16 protein-coding genes are annotated in these 17,919 nt (G+C 48.0%); 13 read left to right on the top strand and 3 right to left on the bottom strand.

What is annotated here, in order from left to right; genetic code table 11:
* Window positions 1–63: 63 nt before the first annotated feature.
* Complete coding sequence (locus RJD28_16760; GenBank protein ID WNV57814.1) at window positions 64–411, bottom strand: metal-sensing transcriptional repressor; 348 nt, start codon at window positions 409–411, stop codon at window positions 64–66.
* 374 nt (window positions 412–785) lie between these two features.
* Between RJD28_16760 and RJD28_16755 the strand changes: the two genes are divergently transcribed.
* The 7 genes from RJD28_16755 to yaaA all read left to right on the top strand — a co-directional run bounded on the left by RJD28_16755 (window position 786) and on the right by yaaA (window position 10,209).
* Window positions 786–2,072 carry an MBOAT family O-acyltransferase gene (locus RJD28_16755; protein WNV57813.1) on the top strand — a complete coding sequence of 429 codons (1,287 nt, stop codon included), beginning with the start codon at window positions 786–788 and terminating at the stop codon, window positions 2,070–2,072.
* Between the two features lie 33 nt (window positions 2,073–2,105).
* Window positions 2,106–3,209, top strand: a complete 1,104-nt coding sequence (locus tag RJD28_16750) for a GDSL-type esterase/lipase family protein (protein ID WNV57812.1) — start codon at window positions 2,106–2,108, stop codon at window positions 3,207–3,209.
* Window positions 3,210–3,428: 219 nt separating this feature from the next.
* Window positions 3,429–5,150, top strand: coding sequence for an efflux RND transporter periplasmic adaptor subunit (locus tag RJD28_16745; protein ID WNV57811.1), 1,722 nt, complete (start codon window positions 3,429–3,431; stop codon window positions 5,148–5,150).
* A 2-nt stretch (window positions 5,151–5,152) separates the two neighbouring features.
* Complete coding sequence (locus RJD28_16740; GenBank protein ID WNV57810.1) at window positions 5,153–8,233, top strand: efflux RND transporter permease subunit; 3,081 nt, start codon at window positions 5,153–5,155, stop codon at window positions 8,231–8,233.
* Window positions 8,172–8,813, top strand: coding sequence for a TetR/AcrR family transcriptional regulator (locus tag RJD28_16735; GenBank protein ID WNV57809.1), 642 nt, complete (start codon window positions 8,172–8,174; stop codon window positions 8,811–8,813). Before RJD28_16740 ends, RJD28_16735 begins: the two co-directional genes overlap by 62 nt.
* A gap of 149 nt (window positions 8,814–8,962) precedes the next feature.
* Window positions 8,963–9,418 (top strand): thioredoxin-dependent thiol peroxidase, encoded by a 456-nt coding sequence (bcp, locus tag RJD28_16730; GenBank protein WNV57808.1) that lies wholly within the window; start codon window positions 8,963–8,965, stop codon window positions 9,416–9,418.
* A complete protein-coding gene (gene yaaA, locus RJD28_16725) occupies window positions 9,415–10,209 on the top strand; it encodes a peroxide stress protein YaaA (GenBank protein ID WNV57807.1) in 795 nt (264 codons plus the stop codon). Before bcp ends, yaaA begins: the two co-directional genes overlap by 4 nt.
* 192 nt (window positions 10,210–10,401) lie before the next feature.
* On the opposite strand, the gene RJD28_16720 is transcribed toward yaaA, so the two are convergent.
* Both RJD28_16720 and RJD28_16715 read right to left on the bottom strand, forming a co-directional pair.
* A complete protein-coding gene (locus tag RJD28_16720) occupies window positions 10,402–11,487 on the bottom strand; it encodes an ATP-binding protein (protein ID WNV57806.1) in 1,086 nt (361 codons plus the stop codon).
* A gap of 53 nt (window positions 11,488–11,540) precedes the next feature.
* Complete coding sequence (locus RJD28_16715) at window positions 11,541–11,849, bottom strand: ATP-binding protein (protein WNV57805.1); 309 nt, start codon at window positions 11,847–11,849, stop codon at window positions 11,541–11,543.
* Between the two features lie 414 nt (window positions 11,850–12,263).
* On the opposite strand from RJD28_16715, the gene RJD28_16710 reads away from it, so the two are divergent.
* From RJD28_16710 to RJD28_16685, 6 genes are all read left to right on the top strand, one after another.
* The gene (locus RJD28_16710; GenBank protein ID WNV57804.1) at window positions 12,264–13,463 is read left to right on the top strand and encodes a CoA transferase; all 1,200 of its coding nucleotides are present in this window, start codon (window positions 12,264–12,266) and stop codon (window positions 13,461–13,463) included.
* Between the two features lie 17 nt (window positions 13,464–13,480).
* Window positions 13,481–13,957 carry a TRAP transporter small permease gene (locus tag RJD28_16705; GenBank protein ID WNV57803.1) on the top strand — a complete coding sequence of 159 codons (477 nt, stop codon included), beginning with the start codon at window positions 13,481–13,483 and terminating at the stop codon, window positions 13,955–13,957.
* 3 nt (window positions 13,958–13,960) lie between these two features.
* Window positions 13,961–14,176, top strand: coding sequence for a TRAP transporter large permease subunit (locus RJD28_16700; protein ID WNV57802.1), 216 nt, complete (start codon window positions 13,961–13,963; stop codon window positions 14,174–14,176).
* Window positions 14,173–15,252, top strand: a complete 1,080-nt coding sequence (locus RJD28_16695; protein ID WNV57801.1) for a TRAP transporter large permease — start codon at window positions 14,173–14,175, stop codon at window positions 15,250–15,252. The genes RJD28_16700 and RJD28_16695 overlap by 4 nt, the downstream gene beginning before the upstream one ends.
* A 63-nt stretch (window positions 15,253–15,315) precedes the next feature.
* Window positions 15,316–16,389, top strand: a complete 1,074-nt coding sequence (locus tag RJD28_16690) for a TRAP transporter substrate-binding protein (GenBank protein WNV57800.1) — start codon at window positions 15,316–15,318, stop codon at window positions 16,387–16,389.
* 65 nt (window positions 16,390–16,454) lie between these two features.
* The gene (locus RJD28_16685; GenBank protein WNV57799.1) at window positions 16,455–17,888 is read left to right on the top strand and encodes an FGGY family carbohydrate kinase; all 1,434 of its coding nucleotides are present in this window, start codon (window positions 16,455–16,457) and stop codon (window positions 17,886–17,888) included.
* The last annotated feature ends 31 nt before the right edge of the window (window positions 17,889–17,919 follow it).

Raw genomic sequence — 17,919 nt, 5'->3', positions numbered from 1 at the left:
CATACCCTTTTGTGCTCGCATGTAGCCGGGAAGGGATGCTGTTTTCTGCATTGCGGATGGATTTTAGCGCATCAGTTTTTGCAGAAGTGTCACCAGCTCTTCGATGACTTCATCGTTGCCCTGGCGGATATTATCAGCCACGCAGGTGCGCACATGATTGGCAAGGAGCACCTTGTTGAAGCTGTTCAGCGCTGCGTTGACGGCGGCCACCTGCACGAGGATGTCAGCGCAGTAGGCGTCATTTTCCAGCATGTTCTGAATGCCGCGCACCTGGCCCTCGATGCGTTTCAGGCGGTTCATCAGGTCGCGCCGTTCCTTGTCGGTGCGCTCCTTTGTCTTTGCGTGTGTGTCACCGCAGCAGCAACAGACTTTTTCCTGCGGTGTTGCCGGGGATTGTATTTGTTCACTCATAGTATGATGGCTCCTTATTGATATTTTATGATCAATATACCCTGAGAGGGTATTTACTACGGTATGAATATATACCTGTAGGGGGTATTTGTCAATACAGAATTTTATCATTTTACGCATTTATTGAAAAACAGTTCACCCGCGTCATTCGCAAAACCGCATCTGCGATGCTTTCCGCTGCGATGCAGCTCACTTTTGCTCGTCAAAAATATTACAATATTCTAAAATTTTGGAAATCGTTCCCCACAACGGTTTTTTTCATATATAATATGGTTGGTGTGAATACACTGTAGAGAAACAGGGACAGGAAACGGAAAGAGAAAATGGCATTTGACAGTTTTGAATTTTTATTCCGGTTTTTACCGGTTTTTTTCATGATATATTATCTCGCGCAGCCCAGATACCGGAACGCGCTGCTGCTGGTGGGCAGCTTCGTGTTCTACGCTTCAGGGCGGGTGGAGCATGCGGCGCTGCTGGCGGTGTGCGTGCTGGTGAATTTCTGGTGTGCTCGCCGGATGGAGAAACAGGAGAAGGGCAGGAAGTTGTGGTTATGGGCTGCACTTACTTATGATTTCAGTGTGCTGATCTTCTTCAAATATACAGGGCTGGCCGGGGCGCTGCCGCTGGGTATCAGCTTTTATACGTTTCAGATCACCGGCTATATGATCGATGTCTACCGGAAAAAGTTCCCGGCGGAGCAGTCGCTGTTAAAGCTGGGCACGTATCTGACCATGTTTTCGCAGCTGGCCTCCGGCCCCATCGTGAATTACGGGGAAGTCCGGGAGGCGCTGGGGAAACGGGAGCTGTCGGCGGAGGGGCTGGAAGAGGGCTTGCGCATGCTGATCCTGGGACTGGGAGCGAAGGTGCTGGTGGCAGACCGGATCGGCCTTTTGTGGAACGACATCCAGACCATCGGCTTTGCCAGCATTTCCACACCGCTGGCGTGGATGGGGGCGTTTGGCTACTCGCTGGAGCTGTATTTTGATTTCGCGGGTTATTCCATGATGGCCATAGGCATCGGCAAAATGCTGGGGTTTGCCATCCCGGAGAACTTTCATTTCCCGTATATGTCCAAATCCGTTACAGAATTCTGGCGGCGGTGGCACATTACCCTGGGCCGCTGGTTCCGGGAGTATGTATATATCCCCCTGGGGGGTAACCGGAAAGGGAAGGCGCGGACGTTCCTGAATCTGATCGTGGTATGGAGCCTGACGGCGCTGTGGCACGGCTCGAAGCTGAATTTTCTCATCTGGGGCGGTGCGCTGCTGGCACTGATGCTGGTGGAAAAGCTGTTTTTGTTCCGGTTCCTGGATAAAAGTAAGGTCATCGGGCACCTGTATGTGCTCTTTTTCCTGCCGCTGACGTGGGTGGCTTTTGCCATCACGGATGTGCAGCAGCTGGGCGTGTATATTACGCGGCTGTTTCCGTTTTTCGGGGCGGGTGCTGCGGGGGCGCAGCCATTGGATTACGTGCAGAAATGGCAGTCCTACTGGCCGTTGTTTGTGGTGGGCGTGTTGTTTTCCACGCCGCTTCCGGCCCGGCTGTTTGAGAAAATCCGGGAAAAATGGACAGGTGCGGTGTGCATCGTGGCGGTGCTGGCGGCGTCGGTTTACTATATGACCGTGTCGGCCAATAATCCGTTCCTGTATTTTAGCTTTTAAAGTGCATTAGATTGGATAATGGGGATGAAATGGATGAAACGATGGAAAGGGTGTAAGGTATGCATCCTTCTGGCCGTCGGCTGGCTGGTGTTGTCGGCGGTGGGATATATGGAAAAAGATGATGTGTATGCCGGGTACACGGTGGATACCCGGACGACACCGTATTTTGAACTGGTATTTGCCGGGCTTCACGACGGTATCTACCCCTGGAGTGCACCCCAGAAGCAGACGGTGGCAAGCGAGGCAGAAACGGCGGGGCAGGGCGCACAGCCCGGCAGCGCTTCGGATCAGACGGTGGAGGCAGCCGGGCAGCCTGGCGAAGGCGGAAACGGAGATGCGGCGGGCACAGCAGAAGAACCGCCGAAACCGAAGGAATTCGTGGAGGTGGGCGACGATTATTTTGCGGACGCCCTGTTTATCGGGGATTCCCGAACGGTGGGCCTGCGGGATTACGGGCATATGGACAATGCCTCTTTCTTTGCATCGGTGGGGCTGACTGTGTACGACATGTGGGATAAGACCATCACGGCGAAGCTGGCGCCGGGGAATCTGGTAACAGAAAGTGACGGTACGGCAGACAGTGAAGCCGCAGGAGACGGCAGCGGAGAAGATCAGATAGTGTCGGATGGAACAGATCAGTCGGAGGAAGCGCAGGCAGCGTTGGACGGAGCAGAGCAGTCTGGAGAAGCCCAGGTAGCAACGGAACCGGTCGTGGAGCAGATGACATTGGAGGAGGTGCTGACCACCCGGCATTTTGGCAAGATTTATCTCCAGATCGGTATCAACGAGATGGGCACGGGTACAGTGGATACCTTTATGAAGAAATATGAAGAGGCGGTGCAGCGGATCGGGGAATTGCAGCCGGATGCAATTATCTACGTGGAGGCCATCATGAAGGTTGGAAAAGAAAAATCAGAGACAGATCCGATTTTCAATAATGCCGGGATCACCGAGCGCAATGACCGGATCGCTCAGCTGGCGGACGGGCAGAAAATTTTTTACATAGATATGAATGAAGTGGTGTGTGATGAGGAGGGCAATTTAAGTGCTGAGGAATCCTTTGATCAGCTGCATTTGTATGGCGGCAATTACGGACTTTGGGTGGATTTTTTGAAGACGAAGGGGATTGAAAAATAAATTTCTTAACGAAATATTTATAAAATTTACAGGTGCTTTTGCTTGACGGAATGTTTTTGGAACCCTATAATAGGAGACAGTTTCCGACCGACCGACTGGTCGGTCGGATTCTTGTTTCTGTGGGAAGGGGAGAAAATCCAGACTCACAGGAGATGTCAGAAAATAACGCATAACGGGGAAAACGGTTGCGTGTGCTTTATGAAAAAGAGGAGGTCCAATATGAAAAACAGACGTGTATTGGCACTGGGGCTGGTGATCGTGCTGGGGGTATCCATCACGGGATGCAGCAGCAAGAAACAGACCGAAGAGACAGCAGAGAAGGTAAATGTAGAGGTACAGCCCCCGGGATCCGGTGAAGTGGCACTGGATACGGACTATATAGGAACGGTCTCTCCCGAGCAGCAGGTGTATGTGACACCCCTCGTATCGGGAACGGTGACGCAGGTGAACTATGCTGTGGGAGATACCGTGCAGGAAGGCGATGTCCTGTTTAAGATTGACGATGAGGCGGCACAGCTGCAGATGAGCAGTGCGAAAGCCGCTTACAGTCAGGCCGCTGCAGGGGTAACTGCGGCCACCGGTGGATCCCGGCATCTGCAAAATTACCAGACCGAGCAGAGCATTGATACGCTGGAGGACAGTCTGGATAAGGTGCGCAGCAGCATTTCGGATATGCAGGGGCAGATCGATACGCTGGGACAGCAGCAGGAGCAGCTGACAGCGGCTGTGCAGGGTGCGCAGGGTGCGGTCAGCACACAGGAAACGGCACTGATTGATGCAAAAGCAGAGTTACAGAGAATAAAAGAGGAAGCTGGCGTATTGAAGGCAGACGGATCAGATGATCAGGATGTGTTAAAAACGCTTGATGATGCAACAAGATTGGCAATCGAAACTCAGGCAAATACGGTTTCAAAAGCGGATTTGGCATTACAACAGGCAAAAGGCGCTCTTTCCGATGCCCAGTCGGGTCTTTCTCAGGTGACCTCCGGCAAATCCCAGCTGGAATCTGCCCTGGAGACAGCCAAGTCCCAGAAGGAGACCTTAAAAGACAACCTGAAAACTGCGCAGGAGACCTACGACATCACGCAGGATGAGGTGTATCCCCAGACTGATGCCACCTATGCAGCACAGCTTGCACAGGCGGGCGTTGGGGTGAAATCCGCCCGGTATCAGCTGGATTTTTACACCGTGACGGCACCCATTTCCGGCCAGGTAGAGACGGTTTCCGTGGAAAAGGATGCCATGGCGGCAGCCGGTAACGTTGCCTTTGTTATTTCCAATAAGAATTCCATGACGGTGACCTTTCAGGTAGCTGAAAAAGTGAAGGATCAGCTGCAGGTAGGAGATGCTATTACTGTAGAGCGGGGTGATGAGACCTTTGGCGGCACCATCACAGAGGTGGGCACCATGGCCGGGGCCCAGACCAGGCTGTTCCAGATCAAAGCGACCATTCCCGGGGTCAGCGACAAGCTGCCCAGCGGCGTATCCGTAAAGGTACATGCCACAACCCAGCGGGAAGAGGGAGATCTGATCATCCCTTACGATGCGGTTTATTTTTCTGCGGGAGATGCGTATGTGTACTGCGTGGAGGACGGCAAGCTGGTGAAGACCCCGGTAACGGTAGGGCTGATGAACGACACCCAGGTGTCTATTGCAGATGGGCTGACAGCGGACAGTCAGGTGGTTACCACCTGGTCTTCCAAGCTGCGTGACGGCGCGGAAGTCACCATTGTATCCGGTGCAGACAGCACAGACGGCAGCAATACTGCATCTACAGACAGCGCAGATAGCAGCAACGCAGCTACCACAGACAGAGACACCACAGCAGACAACGCAGCCGGTGACGCTGCAACCGGCGATACTGACAACAGTAACGCCGCAGCCGGGACAGGTACAGATGACAGCAACAGTGACCGGAAAGATGCGGAGGCAGGGGAGTAAGTATGGATTTGACAAAATTTTCCTTAAAACGGCCTGTCACAACGCTTCTGGTGGTGCTGGCGCTGGCCGTATTCGGTATTTCCTCCCTGATGGGACTTCGGCTGGAGCTGATGCCGGACATGGATATGCCGATGATGCTTGTAATGACCATTTATCCGGGAGCGGATCCGGAGTCGGTGGAGGAGCTGGTCAGCTCCCAGATTGAGGGAAAAGTGGGATCGTTGAGTGGTGTGGATTCCGTGACAACCTATTCCCAGGAAAACAGCTCCATGGTTTTGTTACAGTATGATTACAGCACCGATACCAACGACGCGTATCTGGATCTGCGGGCGGCTCTGGATTCCATAGAGACATCGCTGCCGGATGACTGCCAGACACCTGTCGTCATGAAAATGGATGTCAATGCCATGCCCAGCATCATGTACTCTCTGAGTACCACGGACGGCAGTGATGTGGTTTCCCTGGCCAATGAGGATATCGTGCCGGAGCTGGAAGCCATCGGTTCTGTTGCCAGCGTGGAGGTCAGCGGTGGCCGGGAAAATTATGTGCAGGTGCTGCTGGATGAGGATGCAATGAACCAGTATGGCCTGACCATGAGCAGCATTGCCCAGTATATTGCGACGACAGATTTTACCATCCCCATCGGCTCTCTGGAGCAGGGCAGTCAGTCTATCAGTGCCATCAGTTCAGCAGATGTGGAGAATGTGGAGGATCTGAAAAACATCCCGCTGTTTACCTCCACCGGCAGTCTGGTACATTTGTCTGATGTGGCAGAGGTGCAGTGGGCGGAAAAAGATCCCGACAGTATCAGCAGGTACAACGGAGAAGAGACACTGACCGTCAGCATTACCAAGAACCAGAGCGCCAGCACGTTAGGCATGGTGCGGGATGTGAAAAACGTGATGCGGCAGATGGAGGACAGTCACCCCGGTCTGGTGGCCACTGCTTCCTATGACGCATCCGACATGATTTTACAGTCGGCAAGCTCCGTGGGGAGTACGCTGCTCATGGGTGTGATCCTGTCCATGATCGTACTGTTCATTTTCTTCGGCGACTGGAAAGCCAGCCTCATTGTCGGAAGCGCCATGCCCATTTCTCTGCTGGTGACGGTTATCGTCATGGCAGTGGCAGGCTTTTCGTTGAACATCATTACCCTGGGGGCACTGGTTATTGCCATTGGTATGATGGTAGACAGCTCCAGTGTGGTGCTGGAAAACTGCTTCCGGTCGAAGGATAAAAAGCTGCATTTCAAGGATGCGGCGCTGGTGGGCGCCCAGGGCGTTGCCAGCTCCATCGTGGCATCTACCATCACCACGGTAGTTGTGTACCTGCCCCTTTGTCTGCAGGACGGTCTGGCAGGACAGATTTTCGGACAGCTGGGCTACACGATCATCATTGCCATGCTGGCATCCCTGGTGTCCGCACTTACTCTGGTGCCGCTGTTCTTCTGGATATTCCAGCCGAGGGAAAAGAAAGAACTGAAAATCAACAGTCTTTTGGATCGGATCAAGGGAAAATATGAAAAAATGGAGCGAAAACTGCTGTACCGGAAAAAGCTGAGTATGGCAGTGGCGGTATTTCTTCTGGTGGCAGCCTTTGCCCTGGTAGGACTCATGAAGGTGGAACTGATGCCTTCCATAGATGAAGGGATGGTCTCTGTGGAGGCAACCTTCCGTTCCGGTACAAAAGTATCTGAGGTGGATGCCCGGATGCAGGAGCTGGAAGCGATGGTGGCCGCCCACCCGGATGTGGAGAGCTACACCCTGACATCCTCCAAGGGCTCCGGCAGTATTTCCGTCAATCTGAAGGATAAGCGGAAAATGTCCAGCCAGGAGGTGGCAGACCAGTGGATGGAGGAGACAAAGGATATGACCGGTATCCAGCTGGATATTAGCGTCAGCAGTCAGATGTCTTCCATGATGGCCACCGGTTCGGGCGCTTCCGTGACGCTGTCCTCAACGAACCTGGACGATCTGAAAGAGGCGGTAGCTCTTGTGGAGGAAAATGCCTGGGATATCCCCGGTGTGCTGAACGTGTCCTCTGATGCGGGTGAGAGTGCTACCCAGATCAAAGTGCTCATCGATCCTCTGCAGGCCATGGCCCACGGCATGACACCGGTACAGGCAGCTGGCGGTCTTTACAGCATGATCAGCGGAACCGAGGCCATGAAAATCACATCCAACGGCGACGAATACAGCGTCATGCTGGAATATCCCGAGGGGACTTATACCAATGCAAGCACGCTTTTAGACGCGTCCGTGGGCGGCGTACCGCTGTCGGAGATGGCAACGCTGCAGTACACGGATTCTCAGCAGACGGTCATGAAATCCGATGGAAAATATCAGACAACGATCACCGCGGCCTGCGTATCGGGCAATACCGATGCGGTGGAGGAAAAACTGGACGCGCTGGTGACCGGGCTGCAGCTGCCGGATGCGGTGGAGCAGGCAGAGGACACCATGGATCAGATGATGCGGGAAAACTTTACCGCTCTTGGCAAAGCCATTGCGGCAGCAATTTTCCTCGTTTTCCTTGTGATGGCTATGCAGTTTGAATCCCCGAAATATTCCCTGATGGTCATGCTCAGCATCCCGTTCAGCCTGATCGGCTCCTTTGGGTTACTGTTCCTGTCGGGACAGTCACTGACCATGACCTCCCTTATGGGTATCATGATGCTGGTAGGTATCGTGGTAAACAATGGTATTCTGTATGTGGATGGCGTCAATGCCCTGATCAATGAGGATGGCCTGTCGCTGGACGATGCCCTCATCGAGAGTGCCAAGACGAGATTGCGCCCGATTCTGATCACCACCCTGACTACCGTGATTTCCATGGTGCCCATGTCGCTGGGCATCGGTACCGGCACGGAAATGATGCAGGGCATGGGCATCATTATCATCGGCGGCCTGATCGCTTCTACTCTGCTGATCCTGATCCTTCTGCCGGTGTTCTACCGCATGGTATACGGGAAAGAGAAGAAGGAAAAACGCAAAAGAATCGGAAAAAGGAGGAAGCCAAAGAATGGAGCCACAGAAGCCGGAAACGGAAAACGAACTGAAACCGAAGGTCAGAGCTCTTTATGAGGCTGTCCTGGAACTGTTGAATGAAAATGCGGATATCAGTACCATGAAGGTGTCTGATATCACTTCCCGGGCCGGCATTGGCAAGGGAACCGCGTATGATTATTTCAAAAGTAAGGAAGAGATCATCGCCTGCGCGGTCATGTATGACGCAAGAAGGCAGGGGATGGAAACACGGGAAAAACTGCGGGAGTTACCTGATTTTCAGGCCCGCATCCGGTATTGCTTCCACTGGGTGGAGGAATGCGTGCGGGAACAGAAGGCTTTCGGAAAGCTGTTGTTCTTCACCCACCATCCCGGCGGCGTCCCGGATGAGGTGGTGGTAAAGATGAAGCAGATCTATGAGGAAAACAAATCCGGCTGCGTGCTGGAGCCGGTGGAGATTCTCAGTGACCTGTGCGGACAGGGACAGGCAGAGGGGTATATCCGGGAAGAAATTTCGCCGGAGGATGCCGCTTATATCCTGCTGGGCAATCTGTGCTCCCTGTTCATGTATATAGGACAGGAAAAAGGCGTAGATGCGCAGAAATGCGGGAAAATGCGGGAATTTCTCTGTGAAGGATTTTTAAAAACGGTAAAATAAAGAGAACCACGCAGAAAATGATCGGCAGAGAGGTGCAGGATAACGGCATCGCTCTGCCGATTTTGCGTTCTATAGCGGGGTGAAATTTTTGGTGGGCAAACGGCTGTAAATAAGGTAGAATGAGAAAAAGACATGGAGGAGGAATGAAAATGTTAGAAGTTGGAACGAAGGCACCGGAGTTTTCCCTGCCGGATCAGAACGGAAACGTCCATACACTGGAGGAGTATCGCGGGAAAAAGGTGATCCTGTATTTTTACCCCAAGGACAATACCCCGGGTTGCTCCAAACAGGCCTGTGGCTTTGGCGAGTTATATCCCCAGTTTGTAGAAAAGGGTGCAGTGGTGCTGGGCGTCAGCAAGGACAGCGTGGCATCTCATAAACGGTTCGAGGAAAAATATGGCCTGCCGTTTACGCTGCTGTCAGACACGGAACTTTCCTGCATCCAGGCATACGATGTGTGGAAGGAAAAGAAGATGTATGGAAAAGTCAGCATGGGCGTGGTGCGGACGACCTATCTCATCGATGAGAATGGCATCATTGAAAAAGCTCACGACAAGGTGAAGGCAGCGGATAATCCGGCACAGATGCTGGGAGAACTGGCATGAGGATCTTACTGTCACCTGCCAAGAAAATGAGGGTAGATACTGATTCTCTGGCACCGCTGGGCCTGCCGGTATACCTGGAACAGGCCCGTGAGCTGATGCATGCTGTGCAGAGCCTTTCTCTGGCGGAGGCGAAAGCCCTGTGGAAATGCAACGATCAGCTGGCAGAGCTGAATTATGAGCGGTTTGCCCATATGGATCTGGAGCGGCAGCTGACCCCGGCGGTGCTCGCCTATGAGGGGCTGGCCTATCAGTATATGGCGCCCGGCGTCATGACGGAGGGTATGCTTTCTTATTTACAGGAGCATCTGCGGATCCTCTCCGGCTTTTATGGCGTGCTGCGACCCTTCGACGGGGTGGTGCCCTACCGGCTGGAAATGCAGGCGAAGCTTTCCGATGCGCGGCAGATGGTTGATTTACAGGAGAAAGATCTCTATGCGTACTGGGGCGACCTTTTGTATCAGGGCACCCGGGATGCGGACGGTGTTTTCATCAACCTGGCTTCGAAAGAATATGCCAAAGCGGTGGAGAAATACATCGCCCCGGCGGATTACTTTATCACGGTGGAATTCTGTGAGCAGGTGGACGGCAAACTGAAGCAGAAGGGCACCTTTGCCAAAATGGCCCGGGGAGAGATGGTACGCTTCCTGGCGGAGCACCAGGTGGAAGATCCTAGACAGATGAGGGGCTTTACAGGATTGGGGTATCGGTTTGACGAGGCTGAGTCGGATGAGAATACCTATGTGTTTGTTGCCCAGCGGGAAAAGGAAAAAAAAGCATCACGCTTTGTCTGACGCTCCTGCCAACATAGGGTTCGGTTGAATGTGAACTATTTACTGTATGATCGAAGATTTTCAGCAAGTTACCAGCAAGTTAATCGAACACTACATTTAGCCTATTTAATCCCAATTTTATACTATATCTTGCATTTTTGGTCTGGAGATCACGTCAAACTTTTCCTGTGAGCAAGTTGCCGGCAAGTTAAATCACGCCCAGATAGGAATGTATTTCATGTATCTCGGAGCGGTTGTTGGATCAAGGGGTTTGATAAACTCCGATGCAACCGCTTCTTTGATCAGTCGTGATACCGTACCCGCCGCGGAATCTTTTAATCCGAATCGTTCCCTCAGCGAACTGTTTGTCAGCTGTTCGCCCTGCACATGCTTAATACAGGCATGCAAATAGCAGGCCCACAACTTATCCTCCATAGAAATGTTGGAGAAGGGCATTTCAGAAAATAAAGTAACTCTGGTACTATCCTCAAATAATTCGATTTTCGGAGCCGGAAGTTGATATAGCTCACAAGTAATAACGATTTTATCCCATCCGGTGCCTAATTCTTCACACATTCTGAGACGCCGCATCAAAGACGCCAATTTCTCATTCCTGGATTTTGGCGGGTTATCGATAATGCGTCGTACATCCACGAGTGGTGTTCCAGAATTCGTGATCTCAATACGTTTTTCAAAAATTTCGACTACCGGGCCAGTGCCTGTCACAGAAAAGTCCTGATGGATCAATGCGTTTGCAACCGCCTCTCTGACCGCAATGCTTGGATAGGCGGTTTTCTTTTCCCGTAATGCGCTGGCGATTATTTCCTGCGTCGGGAGAAGCGCTTCGATAAACTTGATTAGCCACTCAAAACCAACCACATAGCCTTTTTCGACAACATCTTCTTTCAGCATATTCAGACGATTATTCTCATGGTACTGCACAACACGGATGGCTTTGCGGGAAATGCGGGGAAAATCGACCAGCCGTTTAGCAAAGAGAATTGCACCAAGATTCGTAATGGCATAGAGACCATTGTCCTGTTTGACGATAATACCTTCTTCTGCCATATAATGAGCAATACCGTCATTGTTGGATGGTTGCGGAATGTTCCGGATATCAAAATATACGGAAAAGTCTAACAGGCGCAAAGCGTTGGCAAGTTCCAGGTCTTGCTTTGCATAACGCTCTTCAAATTTTGTGTTGCGGATTTTGTCCCACACTTGGGCTTGCAAAGCGGGATATTCGTTCAATTTTTTCGTGTAACTCCCTACTCGGATATAGTCAACTTTCTCAAACATCACGGTCTGATTAGTTGCTCTATATATTATGAGCACACCTATGTTTTTTTCATTCATCGGGACTGTATGAAATTCAAAATCCGCATTGCGGGAGAGCAGGGAGCGCAGCCAGTTCTCCAGTTCCTGGTTGCCTTTTTTAGAGTCTGTAAATTGTAGTCTGTGCCAACAATTTCGTGGGTTTTGTCATCAATGCCCCATAACATATAGGCGCAGCTTTTTTCATACATAGCGGCACTGTTTGCCAACGCACTGATGTGCTGCCCAATCATATCTGGCTCATAGTTGTTGTGTTTGAACTCCAGCCACTGCGTTTTATTGGGCAGCTTTCGCAGCTCATTTACCAGTTTATCTAAATTTTCCACGTTACTGCCTCCTTATAAAAGTCTGATTCGGTCTGTGTGTGCAATTCACTCATCATGTCCTCTTTTACATCCTGTATCTTATGAAACTCAGTTTCCAATTTTGTGTCAATAATAAAAACTTCATCATCATGAATACTATAGCATACTCACAACGATATTTGCTACATGAACTTTTGAGGAAAAGTCCTCTTACATACTCGGCTGAGAGGACGTCGGCAAATCATCTCCGTTTACTTGTCTTAAAAAGACAATTAAAAACAAATATTGGCAAAATGCACAAATTATAGAAGATAAAAATATACAAAATAAGAATTGACAACAAACAAACGACAATGTATTATAACAATAACAAGACAATATAGAAATATAAAATGCAAACAAGGTGTTGCGAAAACATAGGCAGGAGGGCGTTTTATGTCAGGACCGTTGACAGGTTATACCGTTATTGATATGTCCAGGTATATTGCAGGACCATATTGTTCAATGCTTTTGGGGGATTTGGGCGCAAATGTGATAAAAGTTGAGAGACGAGCAGTAGGAGAGGATTCAAGAGGCCTTCTTCCCTTTAAAAAAGTGGGAGATGATTCTGTAAGTCTTTACTTTACACAATACAACAAAAACAAACGTAGTCTTACGGTTGATTTTAGAAATCCAGAAAGTATAGAACTTTTAAAAAAGCTGATTGCAAAAGCGGACGTGCTTGTTGAGAATTTTCGGGCAGGTACCATGGACAAGATGGGTTTATCAAAAGAGGCATTGAAAGAAATAAATCCATCGCTGATAGTCACACATATTTCAGGCTTTGGCCAGGATGGCCCGTATAAGGACCGTGCAGCATTTGATTGTATCGGTCAGGCGATGGGAGGTCTTATGGGAGTTACCGGGGAAAATGGTGGCGATCCCTTGTTGGTTGGAACCTGGGCCGGTGACTTTACGACAGCAATTTATGCGGCATATGGAACGGTATCTGCGTTGCTTCACAAAGAAAAAACCGGAGAAGGACAGCATTTGGATTTATCATTGGTTGAATGTACCAGTACCATTCTTGCAACTGCGATTCCTAATTATGTTGCAAATGGTGTAATACAGCCAAGGCGAGGAAACCGGGATGATGTGACGGGTCCGGCAAATCTGTTCAAATGTAAAGATGGAAATATTTATTTACATGCAGGGACGGATCCGCTCTTTAAGAGATTATGCAAAGCGATGGGGAAACCGGAAATTGCTGAGGATGATAGATACAATATTGTAGAAAAAAGAATGAAATGTATTAAAGAAGTGGAAGCTATTGTTCAGCAATGGATTGGAAATCTTACAACAAACGAAGCTGAGACAGCGCTGGTAGAAGTGGGGGTACCGGTTACGAAAATTGCTGATGTATCGGATATTGTAAATAATCCCATGCTCCAGCACAGAAAGGCGATTGGATATGTAGAATATCCGGGAGTTGGTGAAATTGCAGTTCCAGGAATATGTGTGAAAATGTCAGGGACACCTGGTGAAATCAGGTATCGTCCGCCGTTGTTGGGAGAACATAATGAAGAAATTCTGAAAGAGTATCTGAACCTTTCGGATGATGAAATAAAGGAATTATATGCGCGGAAAATCATTTAAACAGGAGGTGGATATTTGTGATTGAAAAGATAAGGGGAATATTTGACAAAGTTCTGCCAACGCTATCTGCACTATTTTTTATGATTGGTGTATTGGCAACAGCGATAGGAGTAATTGACAGAACATGTGGGCTGAATTTGAAGGCTGTGTGGGCGGAAGAGGTAACAAGATATACGATCATCTGGGCAGCAATGTTATTGATGGGAATCGGTTTCAGAAAGGGCACACAGACAAAGCTTACACTGCTGTCTGATCGTCTGCATGGAACTACGAGAAAAGTTATGGAAATTGTTGTCTGGTTAATGGTTATTCTGATGTTTGGAATTCTTATGATATATGGAATGAAATCAGCGATAATTAACAGTACACAGCTTTCGGTAGTCCTTCGGGTTAGTATGTTCTGGCCATATTTGGCAATACCGGTGGGATCATTTTTTGTGGTAATAGAAGTTATTTTTAAACTGTATGAAATTATCACCGGGAAGGAGGCGTAATTTATGTATGTATCTTTGGCAATCTTTGTTATTTTACTTGTGCTTATCATCATCGGCGTACCGGTTGCTGGCTGTATAGGATTGGCCAGCATTGCAACGATTTATATTTTTAAACTGGGAGTTCCGCTTACAATGGTGGCGGCAAAAACCTTTTCTGGTGTGGATTCCTTTTCATTAATGGCAATTCCTTTTTTTTTGTTCTTGCTGGTGAGCTTATGAATAAAGCAGGAATTACAAAAAGAATTTTGGATATAGCAGAAGCTCTGGTTGGTTCTCTGAAAGGTGGCCTCACCTATGTCAATGTCCTGGCTGCAATGATGATGGCCAGTATTTCAGGATCAGGAACTGCCTGCGCGGCAATGCTTGGAAAAACATTGATTCCTGATATGGAGGAGAGAGGATATTCAAAAGAGTATGCAGTGGCACTGACATCCTGCGCCAATGTTGTAGGACCGATTATTCCACCGAGTACCTTATTTATCTTATATGGATATTACACGAATACATCGGTAGCAAACTTATTCATGGGAGGTGTGATCCCCGGAATAGTGATTGGCATTGGTTTGATGATTATGGGACGGTTTGTGTGTAAAGCCAAAGGCTACAGACAGGAAGTGGAGCCGTTTTCATTAAGAAAACTGGGAGGAGCCTTATACAGAGGCTGGGCAGCCCTTTGTATTCCGGTATTTATTTTTGTGGCAATTGTATTTGGCTGGACGACAGCATCGGAAGCTGGTGCACTTACCTGTGTTGTTTCACTGGTACTGGGTATTTGTTATAAAAGTATTCGTTCGTGGAAAGACATTATGGAGGTTACAAAAAGTGCTGCACATTCCACATGTACCATTTTTACTCTTTTAGCACTCTCCGGAATTTTTGCCAATGTTCTGGTTCGGGCACATTTCCAGGAGGTAATCGAGGAAATCCTGTTTTCAATTGCGCATACACCAACCACAATTTTGCTTGCAATTATTATTTTTATCTTCATTCTAGGCATGTTTGTTGATGTGACACCGATGGTTATTATGTTTGCTGCGACATTCGCCGGTATTGCTGCGAGTGTCGGAATTGGCGCTGTACATTTTGGCGTTTTATTTACTCTGATTTGTATGATCGGAGCTGTGACTCCGCCGGTAGGAGGTATTTTATTTGTCACAACGACAATTGGAAATATATCAATGACAAAGATTACGCCGATGTTGATTCCGTTTATATGTGTATTGTTGGTTGTGACAGTGTTGCTGATTGCATTTCCGGGGATGGTTACATTTATTCCGACGTTGTTATTTGGGTGATGTGATTTTATGAAACAATATCCCGAAGAGGGGTTTGTAAAAAAGAAAAGGGAGGATTTACAAATGAAGAAAAAAATTTTATGCACACTTCTTGCAGCAGCTATGGTGTTTTCACTGGCAGCATGCGGCGCGTCTGATACAGGGAATGAGAACGCGTCTAAGGAAACAGAGGAAGCTGTTTCTCAGAAAAATGAAGGAGTGGAAAGTGCCGGTGACTATGATAAGATCACAATGCGCGTAGGTAATATTTATAATGAATCAACGACCCATGGGCAGGCATTGGATTTGTTCCAGCAGGAGATTGAAGAAAAATCAGGTGGAGCAATTACCGTTGATATGTATCACGGAGGAAGTCTTGGCAGCGAGCAGGATCATATTCAGGCGCAGAAAGAAGGTTCTGTAGAACTAATTTTTTCCGGCACCGCGGGGATTGGTCTGTATGTTCCGGCAACAGCAGTATTTGAATGCTTTTATGCATTTGAAGACATTTCTCAGATTCAGGAGGCAGTAGATACCTTATATGATGATTTGGATGCGGCCTGCCAGGCAGAAGGCTTTAAACTTTTAGGATGCTTTTTTGATGGACCAAGACAGATCCTTTCTAACAAAGAGATTACAAATATTGAGGATCTGAAAGGATTAAAGCTGAGAGCACCGGGAAGTAATATTTATGTAAATAGCATTTCGGCATTGGGAGCGCAGGCAATTTCTATGCCTCTGGGAGATGTTTATACATCGCTTCAGACGGGGGCGATTGACGCAATGGAAGGAACGATGGATACCATTACACAGCAGAAATTTTATGAGCAGGGAAAATATATTATCATGGATTCTCATGTGTTCCAGCCGTTATTTGTAACGTATAATCTGGATGCTTGGAATGCATTGTCTGCAGATACCCAAAATTTGATTCTGGAATGTGTAAGTGATGCAGAAAAACTGCAGCTTTCTCTTCATGACACTGCATTAGAAGAAGAGTATACTGCGTGTGAGGATGCGGGACTGAAAATCATGGAACTGACAGACCGGGATAAGTGGATTGAAGCAGTAAAAGAAACTTCTGCAGCATATGCGAAGGAAAATGGTGAACTTGGACAGAAAATCTATTCAGTTATTCAGGATATCCAGAATAAGTAGGTTCCTGATGTCCATGGGGGCTGCTGGTGTAGCCTCCATGGAATGAATAAAAGGAGCGTGAGAAGATGCTGAAGAAATATCTGATTATTGATATTGGGACCAGCTCATTGCGTGTCGCGGTAGAAAATGAAAATTTGGAAATTGAAAAAATTGAAATTTTTAAGCGAATAGCAGAGCCTGTTTTTGACCCTGAAGATGAATGGAAGACGATCAGGTCAATGCTAAAAAAGCTGATAAGTAAAGATGAAAAGTATGAAGCAATTATTGCATCCGCATTGGTTGGATGGGTAGGTGTAGATGAGGAAGGGAATGCGGTAACACCTTGTTATTCATACGCGCATCAATGTACAGATGAATATGAAGAGTTTTTGAGGAAAAATATAAATGAGCAGGTGTTCCATGTAAATGGAAGAAGAGTTAGCGCAGAACTAGGTGTATTTAAGATACAGTATTTGAGAAAAAAATATCCGGAGAAATACAAACAAATATACAAATTTATATCGTTAAAAGATTTTATTAATGCAAAATTATGCGGAAAGCTGGCGATAGATCATACCAGTGCCTGTTACACCATGCTTTATGATATCAGAAAAGCACAATGGAGTGAAGCTTTGATTGCTAGGGCTGGTGTGGATAAGAAACTGCTTCCTGAATTGATCAGGCCATATGAAATTGTTGATTTTGTTACGGAGAAAGCATGTCAGGAAATCGGATTGCAGGAAACAATTCCGGTTGTTGCCGGAAGTGTGGATGGCTCTACAGGTATACTGGGAGGCGGAGGAACCTCCGCAAGGAAAGCTGTTTCTGTAATGGGAACGACGGATGTGTTTTTTATTGTGACACAGACACCTGTGGAGGATAAAAGTCAAAATCTGGTTATAAATCCACATGTCGTTCCAGGATTGTGGCTTGTGGGTGGACCGATGGGAATGTTTGGTGGGACGTTGGAGTGGTATACAAATCATGTGTTAGAGAAAAGCAAATCGTTGGAGGAATTGAATAAAGAGGCTGAACAGGTAACACCTGGAAGTGAGGGCGTGAATGTTTTTCCCAGTCTTTCGGGAGAGAGAACTCCTTTCTGGAATCCACATATGAGTGGAATTATATGGGGCATAAAGCCTTTCCATAAATCAAAGCATATATACAGAGCAATGTTGGAGGCGAACGGGTATGCAGTAAAAAAAATTATGGAACTTGGAATAGTTTCCGGTGTTGCCTGTGATTACGTAATAGCACTTGGTGGGGGTTCAAAGAGCGACATATGGCTGAAAATAAAGGCAGATATTATTGGAAAAAGTATGAAAAGAACTTCCATAGAAGAGGCTACTATGGCGGGAGCATGTAAACTGGCTATGCTTGCAACAGGAATACCGGTGGAGACATTCCCTGATATACCGATAGAAAAAGAGTTTATTCCAGATGCAAATGTAAATCAAATATACGGTCAGCTTTATCGGGCGTATATGCAGCTTCATGAACAAGTAAAGAATATAATTTAGAATGGAGGATACTTATGAACAAAGTATATAG

This window comes from Oscillospiraceae bacterium NTUH-002-81 (assembly GCA_032620915.1).
GTDB lineage: Bacteria > Bacillota > Clostridia > Lachnospirales > Lachnospiraceae > JAGTTR01.
The sequence above is the reverse complement of the archived record's forward strand: the minus strand, read 5'-3'. Positions and strand labels throughout refer to the sequence as shown.

Coding starts and splice junctions, on each gene's coding strand:
- RJD28_16760 (WNV57814.1), bottom strand. CDS start 411: ATGAGTGAACAAATACAATCCCCGGCAACACCGCAGGAAAAAGTCTGT.
- RJD28_16755 (WNV57813.1), top strand. CDS start 786: ATGATATATTATCTCGCGCAGCCCAGATACCGGAACGCGCTGCTGCTG.
- RJD28_16750 (WNV57812.1), top strand. CDS start 2,106: ATGAAACGATGGAAAGGGTGTAAGGTATGCATCCTTCTGGCCGTCGGC.
- RJD28_16745 (WNV57811.1), top strand. CDS start 3,429: ATGAAAAACAGACGTGTATTGGCACTGGGGCTGGTGATCGTGCTGGGG.
- RJD28_16740 (WNV57810.1), top strand. CDS start 5,153: ATGGATTTGACAAAATTTTCCTTAAAACGGCCTGTCACAACGCTTCTG.
- RJD28_16735 (WNV57809.1), top strand. CDS start 8,172: ATGGAGCCACAGAAGCCGGAAACGGAAAACGAACTGAAACCGAAGGTC.
- bcp (WNV57808.1), top strand. CDS start 8,963: ATGTTAGAAGTTGGAACGAAGGCACCGGAGTTTTCCCTGCCGGATCAG.
- yaaA (WNV57807.1), top strand. CDS start 9,415: ATGAGGATCTTACTGTCACCTGCCAAGAAAATGAGGGTAGATACTGAT.
- RJD28_16720 (WNV57806.1), bottom strand. CDS start 11,487: ATGTTTGAGAAAGTTGACTATATCCGAGTAGGGAGTTACACGAAAAAA.
- RJD28_16710 (WNV57804.1), top strand. CDS start 12,264: ATGTCAGGACCGTTGACAGGTTATACCGTTATTGATATGTCCAGGTAT.
- RJD28_16700 (WNV57802.1), top strand. CDS start 13,961: ATGTATGTATCTTTGGCAATCTTTGTTATTTTACTTGTGCTTATCATC.
- RJD28_16695 (WNV57801.1), top strand. CDS start 14,173: ATGAATAAAGCAGGAATTACAAAAAGAATTTTGGATATAGCAGAAGCT.
- RJD28_16690 (WNV57800.1), top strand. CDS start 15,316: ATGAAGAAAAAAATTTTATGCACACTTCTTGCAGCAGCTATGGTGTTT.
- RJD28_16685 (WNV57799.1), top strand. CDS start 16,455: ATGCTGAAGAAATATCTGATTATTGATATTGGGACCAGCTCATTGCGT.